The organism is Megasphaera cerevisiae DSM 20462, from assembly GCF_001045675.1.
GTDB classification, from domain to species: Bacteria; Bacillota; Negativicutes; order Veillonellales; family Megasphaeraceae; genus Megasphaera; species Megasphaera cerevisiae.
The window spans coordinates 1-18,498 of sequence record NZ_LEKT01000059.1 but is presented as its reverse complement, the minus strand read 5'-3'; the positions used below and the strand labels follow the sequence as shown (position 1 = coordinate 18,498).

15 protein-coding genes and 1 pseudogene are annotated in these 18,498 nt (G+C 42.5%); 13 read left to right on the top strand and 3 right to left on the bottom strand.

Going from position 1 to position 18,498, the window contains the following annotated elements; all coding sequences use genetic code 11:
• From AB840_RS17225 to AB840_RS13105, 4 genes are all read left to right on the top strand, one after another.
• Positions 1 to 603: hypothetical protein (locus AB840_RS17225; RefSeq protein ID WP_201775882.1), on the top strand; the 603-nt coding region annotated here is incomplete at its 5' end.
• 37 nt (positions 604 to 640) lie between these two features.
• Complete coding sequence (locus tag AB840_RS13115) at positions 641 to 1,795, top strand: polysaccharide pyruvyl transferase family protein (RefSeq protein ID WP_048515298.1); 1,155 nt, start codon at positions 641 to 643, stop codon at positions 1,793 to 1,795.
• 1 nt (position 1,796) lies between these two features.
• On the top strand, positions 1,797 to 3,326 hold the full coding sequence (locus tag AB840_RS13110; protein WP_048515297.1) for an oligosaccharide flippase family protein: 1,530 nt from the start codon (positions 1,797 to 1,799) through the stop codon (positions 3,324 to 3,326).
• Positions 3,316 to 4,512 carry a Coenzyme F420 hydrogenase/dehydrogenase, beta subunit C-terminal domain gene (locus AB840_RS13105; RefSeq protein WP_048515296.1) on the top strand — a complete coding sequence of 399 codons (1,197 nt, stop codon included), beginning with the start codon at positions 3,316 to 3,318 and terminating at the stop codon, positions 4,510 to 4,512. The genes AB840_RS13110 and AB840_RS13105 overlap by 11 nt, the downstream gene beginning before the upstream one ends.
• Positions 4,513 to 4,583: 71 nt before the next feature.
• Here the strand turns inward: AB840_RS13105 and AB840_RS16530 are convergent.
• A protein-coding gene (locus AB840_RS16530; RefSeq protein WP_143745085.1) for an IS3 family transposase occupies positions 4,584 to 5,707 on the bottom strand; the annotation gives its coding sequence in 2 pieces (ribosomal slippage) (positions 4,584 to 5,479 and positions 5,479 to 5,707; 1,125 coding nt in all).
• A gap of 168 nt (positions 5,708 to 5,875) precedes the next feature.
• Between AB840_RS16530 and AB840_RS13090 the strand changes: the two genes are divergently transcribed.
• From AB840_RS13090 to AB840_RS13065, 6 genes are all read left to right on the top strand, one after another.
• Positions 5,876 to 6,799: an NAD-dependent epimerase/dehydratase family protein gene (locus tag AB840_RS13090; RefSeq protein ID WP_048515294.1), complete on the top strand. Its 924-nt coding sequence runs from the start codon at positions 5,876 to 5,878 to the stop codon at positions 6,797 to 6,799.
• A gap of 197 nt (positions 6,800 to 6,996) precedes the next feature.
• Positions 6,997 to 8,163, top strand: a complete 1,167-nt coding sequence (locus tag AB840_RS13085; protein WP_048515293.1) for a nucleotide sugar dehydrogenase — start codon at positions 6,997 to 6,999, stop codon at positions 8,161 to 8,163.
• Positions 8,164 to 8,327: 164 nt separating this feature from the next.
• Positions 8,328 to 8,915 carry a type IV toxin-antitoxin system AbiEi family antitoxin domain-containing protein gene (locus AB840_RS13080; protein WP_048515292.1) on the top strand — a complete coding sequence of 196 codons (588 nt, stop codon included), beginning with the start codon at positions 8,328 to 8,330 and terminating at the stop codon, positions 8,913 to 8,915.
• 78 nt (positions 8,916 to 8,993) lie between these two features.
• The gene (locus tag AB840_RS13075) at positions 8,994 to 9,785 is read left to right on the top strand and encodes a nucleotidyl transferase AbiEii/AbiGii toxin family protein (protein WP_200809977.1); all 792 of its coding nucleotides are present in this window, start codon (positions 8,994 to 8,996) and stop codon (positions 9,783 to 9,785) included.
• A gap of 3 nt (positions 9,786 to 9,788) precedes the next feature.
• Entirely contained in the window at positions 9,789 to 10,340 is a 552-nt protein-coding gene (locus AB840_RS16810) for a hypothetical protein (RefSeq protein ID WP_143745084.1), read from the top strand.
• A gap of 173 nt (positions 10,341 to 10,513) precedes the next feature.
• Positions 10,514 to 12,043 (top strand): capsule assembly Wzi family protein, encoded by a 1,530-nt coding sequence (locus AB840_RS13065; RefSeq protein ID WP_048515290.1) that lies wholly within the window; start codon positions 10,514 to 10,516, stop codon positions 12,041 to 12,043.
• A 200-nt stretch (positions 12,044 to 12,243) separates the two neighbouring features.
• Here AB840_RS13065 and AB840_RS16805 read toward each other — a convergent pair whose 3' ends face one another.
• Complete coding sequence (locus AB840_RS16805) at positions 12,244 to 12,708, bottom strand: hypothetical protein (RefSeq protein ID WP_143745083.1); 465 nt, start codon at positions 12,706 to 12,708, stop codon at positions 12,244 to 12,246.
• A gap of 117 nt (positions 12,709 to 12,825) precedes the next feature.
• On the opposite strand from AB840_RS16805, the gene AB840_RS13060 reads away from it, so the two are divergent.
• Together AB840_RS13060 and AB840_RS13055 are read left to right on the top strand one after the other, a co-directional pair.
• Complete coding sequence (locus AB840_RS13060) at positions 12,826 to 15,438, top strand: DEAD/DEAH box helicase (RefSeq protein ID WP_048515289.1); 2,613 nt, start codon at positions 12,826 to 12,828, stop codon at positions 15,436 to 15,438.
• A 10-nt stretch (positions 15,439 to 15,448) separates the two neighbouring features.
• Entirely contained in the window at positions 15,449 to 16,180 is a 732-nt protein-coding gene (locus AB840_RS13055; protein ID WP_048515288.1) for an SWIM zinc finger family protein, read from the top strand.
• Between the two features lie 1,363 nt (positions 16,181 to 17,543).
• On the opposite strand, the gene AB840_RS13050 is transcribed toward AB840_RS13055, so the two are convergent.
• The gene (locus AB840_RS13050) at positions 17,544 to 18,167 is read right to left on the bottom strand and encodes a LexA family protein (protein WP_048515287.1); all 624 of its coding nucleotides are present in this window, start codon (positions 18,165 to 18,167) and stop codon (positions 17,544 to 17,546) included.
• Positions 18,168 to 18,318: 151 nt separating this feature from the next.
• Between AB840_RS13050 and AB840_RS13045 the strand changes: the two are divergent.
• Positions 18,319 to 18,498, top strand: a pseudogene (locus tag AB840_RS13045) (IS5/IS1182 family transposase); the annotation flags it as partial.

Genomic DNA, 18,498 nt, shown 5'->3' with positions numbered 1-18,498 from the left:
GATAAATTATTTAATTATTTGATTGATTTTGGTATTGGTATTAGTGTGTGGAATAAATTATTTAAAACAAGTTTTTTAAGAAGGTATAATATATTTTTTCAACAAAATCAAACATATGATGAGGATTTATTTTTTTCATGGAAATGTGTTTTATTAGCAAAAAGTGTATATTTTGATAATTGCTGTAGATATTATTATCGATTAAGTAATGCAGGTGTTACTATGCAGTATCATCATGATATATATAGTCAATATATTGAAGCTTTTAGTGATATAAAATTATTTGCTACAAAGTATAAATTAAATATTTTGAATATAAATCAAGAAATAAATCAACTCTTTTTTGGAAAATTATCCGTGCTTATTCTTGTTACTAGCAGAGCACCTTTGAGTTTACAAGAGAAGAAAGAAAAAATAATAGAATATATAAAAAATCCTAATATTCAAAAAGGTCTATTATTTAATATATCACAACATAAAAAAAGTTGTATAACTAAACTAGTATATAAGAAACAGATTAACTTGTTACTGATATGTGGATATCTTATGAATTATAAAATGAAACTAGCTAGGATTCTAAAAAAACATATAATATTTTTATAAAGAAGAATACTCTTTGAAGAAAATAGGTGGTATATAAATGAACATTATTGAAAAAAAAAATGAAAACAATAACTTACCACATAAAAAATTACAAATTGCAAATTTAACGATCAATGGATACTTCAATTATGGCAATGTATTGCAAAAATATGCATTACATCAGATTTTACTACGTTATGCATGTGTTGTAGATTCTATTTGGTGGAATGAAGATAATTTTTTGCCTCATAGTTGGAAGTGGACATGGAAAGAGACTATCAAATATGTTATAAACTGGAGACAGTTTCGACATTATTTTACGCAGAATCAATTTGGTTGGGAAATGATACGACAATTTGTCATACGAAGGTTTTGTCAGCAATATATTCATATTCGTTATATTCATCAACCACTTAATACTTTAAATAATGAATATGATTATTTTATTGTTGGCAGTGATCAAGTGTGGAATCCTAATTTTTCATCTACACGGTGTCGTGATGAGTTCTTGACATTTACTTCCGAGGAAAAACGAATCGCTTATGCAGCAAGCTTTGGTATTGCTGATCTGCCATCTGAGGATGAAGAAAATTTTCGTGGTTGGATTCGTGGTATGAAGGCTATTTCAGTCCGGGAACATACAGGCGCAAATATTATAAAAAAGATAACGGGAAAAGATGTTCCGGTATTAGTGGATCCAACATTATTATTAACTGATGAACAATGGCAGGATATAGAAGAAAAACCATCTTGGTACAGGGGGAATGGAAATGATTATCTTTGTACGTATTTTTTAGGCAATAAACCATCAATTATTAATACAATTGCTGAAAAATATAAATTATCAGTTATTAATATTTTAGATAAAAGCAATTTTGATTACTATGTTACCTCACCAGAAGAGTTTATTTATTTGATTCATCATGCAGCGCTTATATATACAGATTCTTTTCATGGAACTATATTTTCTATTCATTTCCGTAAATCGTTTGTTGTTTGCGATAGACAAGAAACTGGTATGGAAAATATGAGTTCTAGAATAGAGACTTTATTACAATTGGTTCATTTGGAAACGCGACATGGGACAAGACAAAACAATTTTTTTGTTCAGGATCCATTAAACATAGAATATCCTGATTTGGAGCCCATATTCATTCGGGAACGTCAAAAAAGTCATGAATTTTTAGCAAAGGCATTAGGTGAAAAATCATAACATGGTTAATCAACGGAAAATGGGAGCCGTCCTTTCATATGTTAATATTATAGCTAGTCTTTTGGTTGGTCTGCTCTATACTCCGTTTATGTTGCGCTTGTTAGGGCAGTCGGAATATGGATTATATTCTTTGATTGGCTCTGTTGTTGGATATTTAAGTATTTTAGATTTGGGATTAAGTAATACAATTGTTCGCTATACAGCACGAAATAGAGTCATTGGGAATGATAATTCTGAGGCGGAACTTAATTGGCTTTTTTTGTTTGTATATTTAATTATAGGTATAATCACAGCCATTTTAGGAAGTATTTTATATGCTAATATAGAAAATTTATTTGGTAATACTTTGAGCATGGGGGAAATGGAAAGAGCAAAAGTTATGACACTTTTACTTATTTTTAATCTTACGTTTACATTTCCATTAAGTGTTTTTGGTTCGATTATGCAGGCATATGAACGCTTTGTTTGGCTACGGATTATTAATATTGTAAGAGTTTTATTAAATCCGCTTATAATACTACCTTTACTTATCGTTGGGTATGGTTCAGTAATGATGGTAGTTGTCTCAACAATTTTGAATTTTATCTGTTTGCTTACTAATGTTTATTATTGTTTTCATTATCTTCATATCAAGTTTAAGAGGGGAAAATACCAATATTTATTTTTGAAAGAGATAATGATCTATTCTTTTTTTATTTTTTTAAATGTTATTATGGATAAGATATATTGGGGAACAGGACAATTTATTCTAGGTATAGTTTCTGGGACGCTAGAAGTTGCAATTTATTCTATTGCGATGCAATTTATGATGATGTATATGAACTTTTCTACTGCTATTAGCGGTGTGTTATTACCTGGGGTTACGATGATGATTGCTAATCAAACTAGTAGTGAAGAACTGACAAATTTGATGATAAAAATCGGTCGATTGCAATATATTATTATTAGTTATATTTTATTGATCTTTTTTTTGGTAGGAAAAGAGTTTTTATATCTTTGGGCAGGAAAAAATTATTTATCGGCATACCCTATTATTTTGTTGTTGATGGGGGCGTTGTTTATTGCGTTAGTACAAAATGCAGGCATTGCGATTTTACAAGCAATGAACTTGAATAAATATCGTATGACCGTGTATAGTATTATTGCTTTTGTTAATGTAATTGTGAGTATTCCTTTAGCCAAAATGTATGGGGGTATTGGGTGTGCGATAGCAACTCCTTTGGCGCTTGTGATTAGCACGGGACTTATTATGAATCGATATTATCAAAAAAAGATACATATTAATGTTAAACTTTTTTGGAAAAGTATAGGGTCTATGACAAGCAGTGCGATATTGTTATTAGTAATCAGCTATTTGTATCAATATTTTGTAGTTTTAACCTATAGTTGGATGCATTTTGCAATAGAATTTTTTGTGTATTCAAGTATATATTTTTTACTTCTTTTTGTACTCAATATGAATTCTTATGAGAAGAAAATTTTTTATACGATTTTTGATAGAATAAAAAAGAGGGATGTAAATGAAAATTGAATACTTACTTCATGAGGGCAAACAAAATTGTACTGGATGTATGGCATGTGTTAACAGTTGTTCAAATAAATGTATTAGTATTCAGACAGACATAGAAGGTTTTTGGTATCCAGTTATTAATCATCATAGTTGTATTCAATGTGGCAAATGTGATTCTAGTTGTCCAATATCATCAACTATTAATGATCAAAAGGAGAAATCTATTATATATGCAGCAATTAATCTCAACGACAGTATTCGTTACTCAAGTTCTTCCGGAGGAATTTTTCAATTGTTAGCTGAAAAAATTTTAGCAAACGGAGGAATTGTGGTAGGTGCCATGTTTAATGAGAAGTGGGAAGTTGTACATGGATGTGTGGAACATGTAGATGAGTTATATAAATTGCGTGGTTCTAAATATGTGCAAAGTTGTATTAGAGATACCTATCGGTTGACAAAAGAATATTTACAATTAGGGAGAAAAGTATTATTTTCAGGGACTCCTTGTCAAATTGCGGGATTAAAACAATATTTGAAAAAGGAATATACGAATTTAGTCACAGTCGATTTAATCTGTCACGGAGTACCCTCACCCCTTGTATGGAAAAAATATGTAGCGTTGCGTAGTAATGGAAAAAAAATTTCCAGAATTTTTTTTCGAAATAAAAACCTTTCTTGGGAAAGGTTTTTACTAGAATTTTCTTTTGAAAATTCCAGTAAATACCTAATGCCACTTGATAAGGATTTATATTTAAAAGGATTCTTATCCAATTTATATCTTAGACCTTCGTGTTATTCCTGTCATTTTAAGGGAATTCAGCGAAAGAGTGATATTACACTTGCTGATTTTTGGGGAATAGATGAAATTTTACCGGATATGAATGATCATAAAGGTACTTCTTTGGTATTTGTACATACTGCAAAAGGGAGAAAAGTATTTTCTGAAATACAAGACAAAGCTAATGTAAAACAAGTGGATTTATCTCTTGACGAAATAACTAGATATAATTCAAGTATGGTTCAATCAGTTGGCTGTAATCCTAAAAGAAAACGATTTTTTAAGGAATTAAGTGAAAATAAATTGCCAATAGATATTTTAATTGATAAATACACTAAAGTAGATATTTCTACAAGAATATATAGAGATGTAAGACGGAAAGCGGCATCTATTAGCATTTTAAAAAAAGTTTATAAAAAAATATTTTGAATTTCGAATTTATTTAAACTATTATTAAATTGTAGATGTCAAGCAAAATTGTAACACTTAGTGATAGTTTCCTAGGCTACCGCTCTGGCAGCACAAGGAGTTAATCCATTATTGTAGGAATGCGGCCTGCGACGGTTATAATGGCAGTAGGCAAACCAATAAATGCCCTCATCCAGCGATTTTCCATCCATGAATCTGCGCAAGTTAAAATACTCGTTTTTCAACGTGTTGTAGAAGCGTTCCATTGGAGCATTATCATAAGGGCAACCTGCCCGACTCATGCTTTGCTGGACGTGATGCCGGTCACAGAAAAGAACGAAGTCTTCTGATGTGAACTGCGTGCCTTGGTCACTATGCAGGATAAGGCCTTTGCCTGGCTTATGTAACCCCAAAGCCTTCTGCAATGTGACGATTGCCAACGCAGCCGTGATATGAGCGCCATTAAGCGTGGCCACTACAGAACGGTCATACAAGTCGATAATCGTGCAATTATACCGCATGGATCCGTCAGACATTGGTAAATAAGTAAAGTCAGTAGCCCAGATACGATTCGGTTTGTCCACATCAAAATGCTGATTGAGCAGATTAGAGAATATCTTATGTGCCTTACCTTTGATATAATCTGGCTTACGTCGGCGTACAATGGCTCGCAGGCCTAACTCCTTCATATAATAATGGGAAGTCAATCTGCTAATGATAATATTTTCCAATGCAAGATAATCACGCATTTGACCATAGCCAGGGACACCTGATGCTGCGTGGTAGATTTCCACCATGCGACGCTGGATAGTAGCTTTACGGTTGCGATATTCTCTTTTACGATCTTTTAAGTAGTTATAGTACGCGGTAGGGCTCATGTTGAACTTACGCAGGAGCCACCTCACACCGTATTCCCGATGGTATTTCTGGATGAATTGATATTGGCTTAATCGATTTCCTTCGCAAAGAATGCTGCTGCTTTTTTTAAGAAGTCGTTCTCCTTCCTGAGTTCTGCGTTCTGCTTGCGCAGGCGTTGGAGTTCTGCATCGGTTTCTTCCGTTTGTTCATCGCATTCTTTGTGGGTATGCTTCAGCCAGTATCGTAAAGTGCCATTGCCTAGGTTGTATTCATCAGTAAGGCTTTTCACTGTCCGGCCCTCTTCCAGATAGAGGCGGATGACTTCCTTCTTGAGCTCAGGTTCATATTTTTGATTCATAGTAACGACCTCCAATAGAGTAATTTTATCAAACTATCACGAGGTGCTACAACTTCAGTATACTAGGTTAAATGATTTTCTAATAATAGTTAATCTTATTTTTGAAGCAATACTGTTATTTTGACAAACACACCGTTATATTTGTATGCAATAGAAAGGGACAGGAAAATGAACATTCTTGTTACAGGTGGCGCCGGATTTATCGGCTCCCATGTATTGGAACAATTGAATACGAAGGATGATGTACAAGTTGTTGTCTATGATAATTTGTCCAGTGGGGCTATATCGCATGTTCCCGAAAGGATGGAACTGGTGGAAGGGGATGTTCGGGATAATCAGGCATTGGAAGTGGTTTTTGCAGCCCATTCGTTTGATGCGGTCATCCATTTGGCAGCCCAGACGATGGTGCCCTTTTCTGTAGCCCAGCCCGTATTGGATTGTCAGATTAACCTGGGCGGTGTGCTGCATGTACTGGAATGCTGCCGTAGGTATGGCGTACCTCATGTTTTATTTTCATCCAGCGCGGCCGTGTATGGGGATAATCCGAATGTACCCCTGAAGGAAACGGAGGTTGTCATGCCCACGTCTCCTTACGGCGTTACAAAAATGACGACAGAACAGTATCTTCGGGTGTATCATGAGTTATATGGCATAGATGCGACGGTCTTCCGTTTTGCCAATGTGTATGGAGAACGGCAGGGTGAAGGGGGAGAGGGCGGTGTTGTCAGCATTTTTTGTAAGCTTTTATCTCAAGGGAAGGGCGTCACCGTTTTTGGAGACGGTCGGCAGACGAGAGACTTCGTCTATGCCGGCGATATCGCACATGCTATCATTTGTGGGTTGTCCTTGAAAGGATTCCATATCATCAATGTATCAACAGGAAAAGAAACCAGTCTCAATGAACTCATTCGCTGCTTTGCGTTGGCAGTGGGGACGCAGGTGTCGGTAACCTACACGGAACCACGTAAAGGAGATATCCTGCGTTCCGTTCTCAGTAATGCTGCTTTGAAGAAGCAATTGCACCTGACTCCGGCAATGACGCTGGAACGGGGAATTGCCAAAACATATACTTGGTATAAAGAAAATCAATAGGAGATGCCTGTTTTACAAAAAACAGAGGCGTGACAGCTAGCCTTATACGGCCTCCGATAGAGAGTACGATGGCCGGCAGCGTGTGATGTTTCATTGGAATACGCCGCTACTTGGTGTAAAATAAAGAGGAGTTTAATTGGCAGGATACATTTGAAAATATAAAAACAAAACTGGGATTTTAATCGAAGGAGAGTGTAATGAAAATCGCAATTGCAGGGTCCGGATATGTAGGCTTATCCAATGGGGTCCTTTTAGCGCAGCACCATGAGGTCGTGGCACTGGATATTGTACCGGAAAAGGTACATATGCTGAACCAAAAGCAGTCGCCTATTGTGGATACAGAGCTGATGGAATATCTGGGGACGAAACAATTGAATTTTCGGGCGACGCTGGACCCCAGAGACGCGTTTGCCGGGGCGGATTTTGTCATTATTTCCACGCCGACGAATTACGATCCGAAACGAAATTTTTTCGACACCTCGTCAGTAGAGGCAGTCATTGAAGAGGTGCTGGCGATCCATCCGCAGGCGGTCATGGTCATCAAATCGACGGTTCCCGTCGGGTATACGGAGGATGTGAAAAAACGCTATCATACGGATCATATTCTTTTTTCACCGGAGTTTCTGCGGGAGGGGAAGGCGCTCTATGATAATCTGCATCCGTCCCGCATCGTCGTCGGCGAGCAGTCGGAACGGGCCCATGTATTTGCCGGATTATTAGCGGAGGGTGCGCTGCAAAAAGATATTCCCATGGTGTTTACGGGATCCACAGAGGCAGAGGCCATCAAGCTCTTTGCCAATACGTATCTGGCCCTGCGGGTGGCGTATTTCAACGAGCTCGATTCCTATGCGGAGCTGCGCGGACTCCATACGGAGCCGATTATTCGGGGCGTATGCCTGGATCCGCGCATCGGCGATTTTTATAATAATCCCTCCTTTGGCTACGGCGGCTATTGCCTGCCCAAGGATACGAAGCAGCTCCTGGCCAATTATGATGATGTGCCGCAGAACCTCATATCGGCTATTGTCGCGTCGAACCGGACGCGCAAGGATCATATTGCTGATCGAATTCTTGCCATGGATCCCAAAATTGTCGGCGTGTACCGCCTGACGATGAAGACCTCCTCTGATAATTTCCGGGCGTCTGCCATACAGGGCGTTATGAAACGAATCAAGGCCAAGGGCATCGAGGTTATCGTCTATGAACCATCATTGGAGGCATCGGATTTCTTCCATTCCCGTGTGATTCGGGATCTGGAAGAATTTAAGCGGATGAGTGATATCATCGTGACGAATCGCTGGGCAGACGACTTGCATGATGTTCGCAGCAAAGTCTATACTCGTGATTTGTTTGACCGGGATTAATAGCATGGTCTATTTGATTATTCGTAGGGGGCACATACAATGGTTGCTATATCAAAAAGTGGTTTTTGTGTAGTAGATATTCATTCATGCTGTAATTGAAAATCAAAACAATTTTATTGATTTTCACCTCATAATCGATTAAAATACGATTATGAGGTGAAAATATGTTAAAAACAACCGGCATGATTTTAGAAGAATTACATCAATATGCTAGTCCGGCAGATAAATTAAGTAGGCTGGTTAAGCAGGGGAAATATATCCCCATTGTCAAAGGGCTATACGAAACGAATCATACCGTGCCAGGGTATCTATTGGCGGGAAGTATATATGGTCCTTCTTACTTATCATTTGAATTTGCTTTGGCATATTATGGACTGATTCCTGAAGCTGTATATACATTTACTTCAGCTACATTAAAAAAAAAGAAGAAAAAAATATTTAAGACAGCGTTTGGAGTTTTTACGTATCGGGATATACCGGCACCAGCTTATTCCTATGGGGTGAATATCAGAGTAGAAGGTGCGTATTCGTACATCATAGCATCACCAGAGAAAGCGCTGTGTGATCAATTGTATAAAGTGGAAGGTATAAAAAATTATCAGGAGTTAGGTCATCTATTGTTGGATGATTTAAGAATAGATGAACAAGAACTGCAAAAATTGAATGTGGACGACGTATCAGTGCTTGCTCAAAAGTATGGTAGCACAAATGTACGGAAATTAAGCAGATGGCTGGAAAAGAGAGTAACATGAATACCTTACTTGATGCGATGATGAAAAAATATGATCCCCATACTATGTACGAAAAAAAAGAATGTAATGAAGGAGGTCATGCAAGAAATTGTCTTATGTGGATTGAGCCGGGCCGGCTTTTTTAAAAAAGCCGCTTTTTATGGTGGAACAGCACTGCGGATATTTTATGGGTTAGACCGATTTTCAGAAGATTTGGATTTTTCATTGATGGCAGTGGATGAGGACTTTGATATAACACCGTATTTTCCTATCTTACAAAAGGAGATTGCAGCATTTAATCTTCGGGTTCAACTAGGTGTTACAGATAAAACAAAGTCATCCCAGATACGTTCGGCCTTTCTTAAAGGGAATACGAAAGAACATCTTTTGCTTTTTTATCCTGAAGATGTTGAGGCAGATCATGTTCCTGCCAATGAGGTTATAAAAATCAAATTTGAAATTGATGTCAATCCGCCTTCATATGCAACTTTTGAACGAAAATACAGACTGCTTCCCTTACCATATGAAGTGAATTTATATGATGAAGCTTCGTTATTTGCGGGTAAAATCCATGCTGTGATAGGGAGATCATGGCGAAATAGAATAAAGGGCCGAGATTTGTATGATTATGTTTTTTACCTTTCTCGAAATACAGAGGTGAATATCCGGCATCTACAGGCGAGGCTGATTCAGTCAGGACATTTTGCAGATACGCAGATGTTGACATTAGATGGTGTGAAACAATTGTTATGTGAGCGATTTACAAAAATTGATTTTGAACAGGCAAAGGCAGATGTATTACCGTTCATAAAAAATACGACGCTGCTTAACCTTTGGAGTGCAGATTTTTTTCAACAGATCACTGCTGAATTGAAAGAACACAGGACGTAGTGAATGACTATACTGGTCTTCTGGTCGATTGATATCCCCTATCTTCTCATGAAGCGAAGGTTTCTCTATTTGACTGTTGCCATCGACTGGGATAGCCGATGCATTGTTGGCTGGGAGTTAGATGAATATCGAATTGTCATCAACGCGGGAACGAATGACCATATGCCGGATTATTGCTATTTTCAGATTATTGGGGCGCGCAATGAAATAACAGATCCGGATACGCATCAGTGTTTGGGATTTATTCCCAGCGTCAAGGAAATTGTCCGGCCGATTATGGTTCAAGAAAAATTTTGTATTTGTGAAGATGCGGATGATTGGTTTGTTCAGCTGGCAGATATTTCGCAACAAAATTCCCTATTATTTACCAATGCCAGAAAGCTTCATATCAATAAAAAACAGATTGAAAATTGCGGATTGGGAGAACCCATCAATGTGAAGGACAAGGCTGTATTGATGAGCATTGACCCGAAAAAACAACAGTACAGTAAAAAAATGAATGCTAAAAAAGGTAAATCAGACCATCCGCTCTTATTTATGTCGTTTTTAGAATAAAAGCCAATATTCAGTGGCGGGGAGTACCATATAGCGCAGTATTTTAAAAGAATATAAGATCTCTCGTACAATGGTATCGCCCGCGTGTAGAATGGGGGGATTGCCGATTGTGACGGACTTATAGGATATCTCATAGGACAGATATATTCGTATGTAATGAGAGGATGAGGCATATGGAAGTCAAAAGGGCGTTAGCGATTTTATGTTGTGCCGCAAGTATGCCAGCAGCGGCGCTGGCGGCTCCGGCTGTTACGGTAAATGTACCCGTGGATAGCGTGTATTATTCCTATATTGAAAAGCTGAGCGGCATGGGATATATTTCTTCTATGCCCAATGGGGCCAAACCATACAGCCGGATGGAGATGGCCAAATGGGTGACAGAAGCGCAGAAAAAAGCGGCGACAAAGCCAATGCCGGCGTATTTAGCAGGACAATTCCAGGCTCTGGAGCAATACCTGGCACCGGAGATCGCAACGCTGCAGGGACAGCCGACGCGGGATACACTCAAACTGCGCAGCGTGACGGCAGAAGCTGCCTATAACCATAGTGATGCTAAGGAATATGGCTATCAGTCAGTGGCCGGAAGCTGGCAGCCCTTTGGGACACAACACAACGGTTATCGCTATGGCCGGGATGGCAATCTGATTGCCTCCGCTGAAATTTCCGGCAACCTAGGTAACGATCTGGCTATTTCCCTGCGTCCTCGTTTCAGCTACGATAAGGATAATGACGGGACTGTCAGCCTGGAGGAAGGCTATATCAAGACCCGGGTGGGCATCTGGGCACTGGAAGCAGGACGGCAGGCCATGATATGGGGGCAGGGAGCGTCCGGCAATCTGCTTCTGGGTAATAATATGAAACCGCTCACTACGATTCAGGCTCATTTCCTCGAACCGCAGAAAGTCGGCGGCTTCCTGCGCTTTTTAGGAGAAGCGGATTTCCATGCCTTTTACGGGAGGCTGGACAGTGACCGCAGCACGGATGCGGCCAGTCGGGGCTGGACGGATTATAATGACGCCGGCCTGTTAGGCCTGCGCCTGGATATTACGCCGACGTCGTATTTTACCTTCGGTGCCTCCCGGATTTCGATGCTGGGCGGGAAGGGGAACGGCCTGGATTCCTCTGATTGGGGCAATTGGGTTACCGGTACGAATGCAGACAGCCATGATAAATGGGATGATATTGCCGGCTTTGATTTCCGCCTGCGTCTTCCGGGTGTGCAATGGTACGGCGAGTTTTATGGTGAGGATCAGGCTCACGGCCTGCCGTCAGACTGGGCATATCGGGCCGGAGCGTATTTCCCGCGTCTCACCAAGGACGGCTCCTGGGATCTGACCGTAGAAACGGCGTATACCAATGATGACTGGTACCGTCATGGGACCTTCCAGGATGGCTGGACCTACAGCGGTGATATTATGGGTGACGCCATGGGAACGAATGCCCGCAAGTATTATGCGTCAGTGAAGCATTATTTACCTCATGAATCGTATCTTGGCGTGTATTACATGCGGACCGATATGGATCGCGCTGTATCCAGTAATCCGACTGTCGATGAGGTCGCCTTGATGGGACAGCGGAAGCTGCGGGAAAATATCTATCTCCGCGGTACGCTGGGTATCGCCCGCGTGCAGAACGGGGATGCAATACGGCATGGTACGGATCACACGACCTTTGCCACGGCTTCGGTCCAGTGGATGTATTAGGGTCAAAAAAAACAAAAAATAACCATACAGCGGGAAGGGCATTTCTATGTCATGAATGACACCCGTGTGAGATTGCGGGCGTGATGCATGTTCACCGTTTCGGTACCCGTCGTGCCATGCAAACGTGATACGTGTTCACCGTTTTGGTACCTGTCATGATATGCAAATGCCATACGTGTTCAGGATCGTAGGGGTTCGATTCATCGAACCCGCTTTTGCATATTATACACAGGCCCTTGTGGATTTGCGGGCGCCATAAATGGGGCCCCTACAAAACGGTACATGCGGACGTCATCCCGTGTCATGGATGACACCCGTGCGGCAATGCGGACGCCATACCTGTTCAGGATCGTAGGGGTTCGATTTATCGAACCCGCCCAATTCCAACGGTGTGAACCCGGCAATCCCATGGCGTGTTTGTATATGGGGGCGCCATGAATGAGACCCCTACGAAACCGGTACATGCGGACATCATCCCGTGTCATGGATGACACCCGTGCGGCAATGTGGACGCCATACCTGCTCAGGATCGTAGGGGTTCGATTTATCGAACCCGCCCAATTCCAACGGTGTGAACCCGGCAATCCACTGGCGTGTGTATATGGGCGGGCGCCATAAATGGGGCCCCTACGAAACCGGTACATGCGGACGTCATCCCGTGTCATGGATGAACCTCCATGCGGCATTGCAGACGTGATACATATTCAGGATCGTGTGGGTGTATTTATTAATGAATTACGGTATCAGCTGTATAAAAACCTAAGTATAAGGTGGCAGGAAGCATGACAAAGAAAAACGGATTGCAATTTATTTTTACTGCGGATTTTTTTTATCTGGATGATGAAAATCAAATATTCGATGATAAAACCAGCCAATGGCAGGACTTGTTTCGACAGGATGCTGTCAGAGCCATGTATCAATTGGGATTTGCCGAAGCATGTGAAGATGCAAGTCCTTCTTTTGTTTTTCTGCATCATCTTGCCACGGTATTTCTCGAACAACTGACACGTCTGCCGGAATTGGAACTTGTGCGCGGGCGGGCTGTTGTCAGTTTGTCTGATGATCAGTGTAGGGCATTGCTGCAGACCGTGCCATATGCACTGGGGGCGGAATATATAGACGCAGCTTGGCTGCGCCATATTTTCCTTTGTCTGCAGCAGGAATTTTCCCGGGATATAGCCGATTATCAGGGCACAGTATCCTTGTATCTGGCAGAACGAAGTCAGAATCTGCGTGTACCAGAGCGGATATTTTTCCATTTGGTGGAAAATCGACACGATGATGGCTTTCCTTTTGCATTCCTGGCGACGTATGCTACCCGCGATGCCAGCGACCGTGTGCGCCATATGCCGTTGCAGTTTGCCCTGACGGAATTCAAAGATCAGCGACAGACCTTGTTGACACTGCTTGCCTGTCTGGATAAAGCGGCGGAGGTATCCTCTTTGATCGCAGGTTTTGTGAAATCCGGTGAGATGTTCCATCCCCTACGGTTACGAACCCATGAGGCGTATGATTTTTTGAAACATGTTGAAGATATTGAAAAAGCCGGAATTTTATGCCGTATCCCTAATTGGTGGAAACAGAGAGATACGGCTGTTTCGCTGACGGTTCAGCTAGGTGAGAAAAAAACGCCGATCCTTGGTTTTGATACGCTCCTATCTATGCAGCCAGGTTTGATGGTGAACGGTGAGATGTTGACGCAGCAGGAAATCAAGAAACTTCTGGCGCAGACGGAAGGATTGGCTTTGCTTAAAGGTAAATGGGTAGAAGTCGATCATCAGAAGCTGCGGGATCTATTGACGAAGATGGATCAATACCAAGGTGAATTGTCGCTGCGGGAAGCACTGCGTTTGCAGTCCGGCGTAGAGAAAAATGCGGCAGATCCTGATAACGGACCGCTGATTACAAACGGAAGTTGGCTGCAGCGTTTTATGCGGCAGCTGCACCACCCTGAAACCATTCGTATGATGAAGGTGCCGGCAACGGTGCATGCTGTTTTGCGGCCGTATCAGGAAACAGGCTTTACATGGCTGCAGACAATGGGAAAACTCGGGTTTGGCATGTGCTTGGCAGATGACATGGGGTTGGGGAAAACGCTCCAGATTCTTGCATATCTGGAAACCATGCGTCGGAAAGATAAACAAGCTGCAGTCCTGTTGATCGTACCCGCATCCTTGTTGGGAAATTGGGAAAAAGAAATCGAAAGATTTACCCCCCGTCTTTCGTTTACTATTTTGCATGGGCATACAGCCGCAACACTTACGGATATGCTCGCAAAAAAACGAGAATTCCTGACGATCACGACGTATGGCATGGCTGCCCGTTTGCCTGTTTTGCAGCAGATGACATGGACTTGCCTGATACTCGATGAAGCGCAGGCTATCAAAAATCCGGCGGCACGGCAAACAAAAACGATCAAGAAAATACAGGCAGCGCAGCGAATCGCTATGACGGGGACACCGATCGAAAATGACTTGACGAATCTTTGGTCGCTCTTTGATTTTCTGAATCAAGGACTGTTGGGAACGGCAGCTGAATTCAAGCGATTTGCCGGAAAACTGTCGAATCATCCTGAGGGATACGGCAGGCTAAAGCATATGGTGTCGCCATTTATTCTGCGCCGTTTGAAAACAGATAAGACGGTTATTCGAGATCTTCCTGAAAAATTGGAGCAGATCGATTATATTCAACTGACAAAAAAACAGGTTATTCTGTACCGCAAACAGGTTGCGGAGCTGGAAGAAAAATTGAGCTGTACAGACGGCATGGAACGGCGAGGGTTGGTACTGGCAACTATTACTAAACTAAAACAGATTTGCAACCACCCGGATCAATTTCTGGGGCAGTCAGATTTTGCGCCGGCAGACAGTGGTAAGTTTGAGATGCTGCGAGAACTCTGTCAGACTATATCTGAAAAGCGCGAGCGTGTCCTGGTCTTTACACAGTATCGGGAAATCACAGAATATCTGGCAGACTATTTGGAGAATGTTTTTGGTCGCAAGGGTTTTGTCATTCACGGTGGGACACGTGTCAAAAAGCGCACCGAGATGGTAGATGCTTTTAACGGCAACGCATATGTTCCCTTTATGGTCTTATCGGTAAAGGCAGCGGGCACCGGTCTCAATTTGGCAGCCGCTAATCATGTCATTCACTTTGACCGATGGTGGAATCCGGCTGTAGAAAACCAGGCAACGGATCGAGCGTACCGCATCGGACAAAAAAAGGATGTTATGGTTCATAAATTGGTTTCCGCCGGGACGATCGAAGAAAAAATCGATACGGTCCTTTCCGGTAAAAATGAGTTGGCTGAGCAAGTTCTGGGGAAGGGAACGGGGAAATGGATTACAGAACTGGATGACACGGAGTTGTTGAATATGATGCGTCTTACTTTCTAGGAGGTAAAATATGAGTAAGTACTATAGAAATATGTATCCTTCTTATACTCAGCCTTCGGCGGAGGAACTGCGTCAGAGGGCTGAAGCAAGTGTAATGAAAGCTGGCAAGTGCGGACAGAAATATGAGCCGGTCTATGTGGCAGGGACTAAAATCTGTCAACGTTGGTGGGGCCGTGCCTGGTGCCGTAATTTGGAACAGTATGCTGATTACACTAGCCGGATCGGCCGCGGAAAACGCTATGTCCGTGCCGGTGCCGTGCTGGATCTCAAAATAGAAGCCGGTCATATCATAGCCAAGGTGCAGGGAAGCCGGCAGCGTCCGTATCAGGTTGAAATTCGTATCAACCCGCTTACGGAAAAGGCTGTTAAGAAAATTCAACAGCAATGTGTTAGCAAAATAAAAAGTCTGGAAGAGTTGGTTGCCGGAGAGTTTCCAGAAGAGCTGCAGCATATTTTTATCGGTACCGATGGATTATTTCCCAAGCCATCGGATATCACCTTTGATTGTTCCTGCCCAGATTGGGCTTGTATGTGTAAGCATGTAGCGGCAGTTATGTATGCGGTTGGCGTGCGTCTTGATGAAAATCCTTTCTATTTTTTTAAACTGCGCGGTATTCATGTCGACGAATTTATTGATGCTGCTGTTGAAGATCGCATTGAAAGCATGTTGAAGCATGCTGCTGATAAAAGTTCACGCATCATAGATAAAAAAGAGGTACATGATTTGTTTGGCGTTTTGTAAATACATATGAGATCGATGTATCGAACCCGCTTTCCCGTATTATACATGGACCTCTGTGGATTTGCGGGCGCCATAAATGGGGCCCCTACGAAACCGGGAAACGTTCCGCATGAACGCGTTGGGGACAGCGGATGGGCAATCGAACCCGCACAATGCGAATCATGTACTATACTCCAGTCCCATGATATGTGTATATGGGGAACAGCGAATAGTTTCTCCTGCACCGTAGGGGTTCGATTCATCGAACCCGCTTTCCCATATTATACATGGGTCCCTGTGGATTTGCGGGCGCCATAAATGGGGCCCCTACGAACGGTACATGCGGGCGTCATCCCGTGTCATGGATGAACCTCCATGCGGCATTGCAGACGTGATACATGTTTGCCATTTCGGTATTCGTCATGACATGCGAGCGTGATACGTGTTCACCATTTCGGTACCCGTCGTGCCATGCAAATGCCATACGTGTTCAGGATCGTATGGGGTCGATGTATCGAACCCGCTTTCCCGTATTATACATGGGTCCCTGTGGATTTGCGGGCGCCATAAATGGGGCCCCTACAACGGTACATGCGGGCGTCATCCCGTGTCGTGCGAACCTCTATGCGGCATTGCAAACGTGATATATATTCAACGTTTCGGTATTCGTCATGTCATGCGGGTGTGATACATGTTTACCATTTCGGTACCCGTCGTGCCATGCAAATGCCATACGTGTTCAGGATCGTAGGGGTTCGATGTATCGAACCCGCTTTCCCGTATTATACATGGGCCTCTGTGGATTTCGGGCGCCATAAATGGGGCCCCTACGAACGGTACATGCGGGCATCATTCCGTGTCATGCGAACCTCTATGCGGCATTGCAGACGTGATACGTGTTCAGGATCGTAGGGGTTCGATTCATCGAACCCGCTTTCCCGTATTATACATGGGTCCCTGTGGATTTGCGGGCGCCATAAATGGGGCCCCTACGAACGGTACATGCGGGCGTCATCCCGTGTCATGCATGAATTTCCATGCGGCATTGCAGACGTGATACGTGTTCAGGATCGTAGGGGTTCGATTTATCGAATCCGCCTAATTCCAACGGTGTGGATCCGGCAATCCCGTGGTGTGTATATATGCGGGCGCCATAAATGGGGCCCCTACAAACCGGTACATGTGGGTGTCATCCGCGGTATGGAAAGGAATGAATTATACAAAATGGGTGCGTCTCTACGCTGCCAAAGGAAGAAATCCGAGGATACCTCGTTGCTGATACATAAGCAAAAAGAAAAGGATCATACCAAAATGAAGCAAAAACTTCACTCTGGTATGATCCTTTTTTGTATGTGCAGGAGATGACGCTCTTTTTATAGTTTTCTTATTCGATTTCGCTGTAGAAGGCGATTGCTTTTCCCAGAATTTTGAAAGTCTGGGTGTCGGTTGTGTCAAAATAGATGGGTTTGTATTTTGGGTTTTCTGCCATGCATTGTATTTTTTCTCCGATATGGTATATACGCTTGAGGGTGGTGGTATCGGCAATCAGGACGGCGGCGATTTCTCCGTCGGCTACGGTGTCTTGTTTACTGATGAAGACGATGTCCCCGTCTTTGATACGGGCTTCGGACATGCTGTCTCCTTCCATACGCAGGGCAAAGTCGGCGCGAAGGTGCCTGTCGCAGGTGACGTAGGCAGTGGTGGTGCCGCTGTCCTCATGCAGGATTCCTGCTGGGGCGGCTGCAATGAGAGGAATGTGTTTTTGGGCAATGGGAAGAAGATCGCCGATTCCGATTTCATTAACAGCAATGTCGTCTTTGAGCAACAAGGCCGGGGGTAGTTGCAGGATTTCTGCGAGCAGGGCTATTTTGTCTCTGCCCATATTTTTGATGATGCCGTGTTCCCATTTTCGCACGGTGCTTTTACCGACATCGACATGGTGGGCGACGTCTTCCAAGGTTAGTTTTAATTGTTTGCGGCGCCAGGAGAGAACCTCTTGTATTTTCATTTGTCATTACCTCTTCGTATTAATATAATTAATGTAAACTGCACAAACCAATAGTGTGCATCACTGCAGTATTCATCAGTGTTTCGTAGTATAATACGTGCATGAGTATGGTGGAAAACAGCTCAAAATCCTTGCACACAGGTGATATAACATGTATAAAACTCCTTCTAAACAACTTTCCTTCGAAGATTTTAATCAACCCTTGGGATTGCACATGGATCCGAACAATCGCTGGATCAAGAAAGCAGCATTTATCCCATGGGATCTGGTAGAAAAGAAATATAAAAAACTGTTCAAAGGATTCAAAGGCCATGTAGCAAAGCCAGCCCGA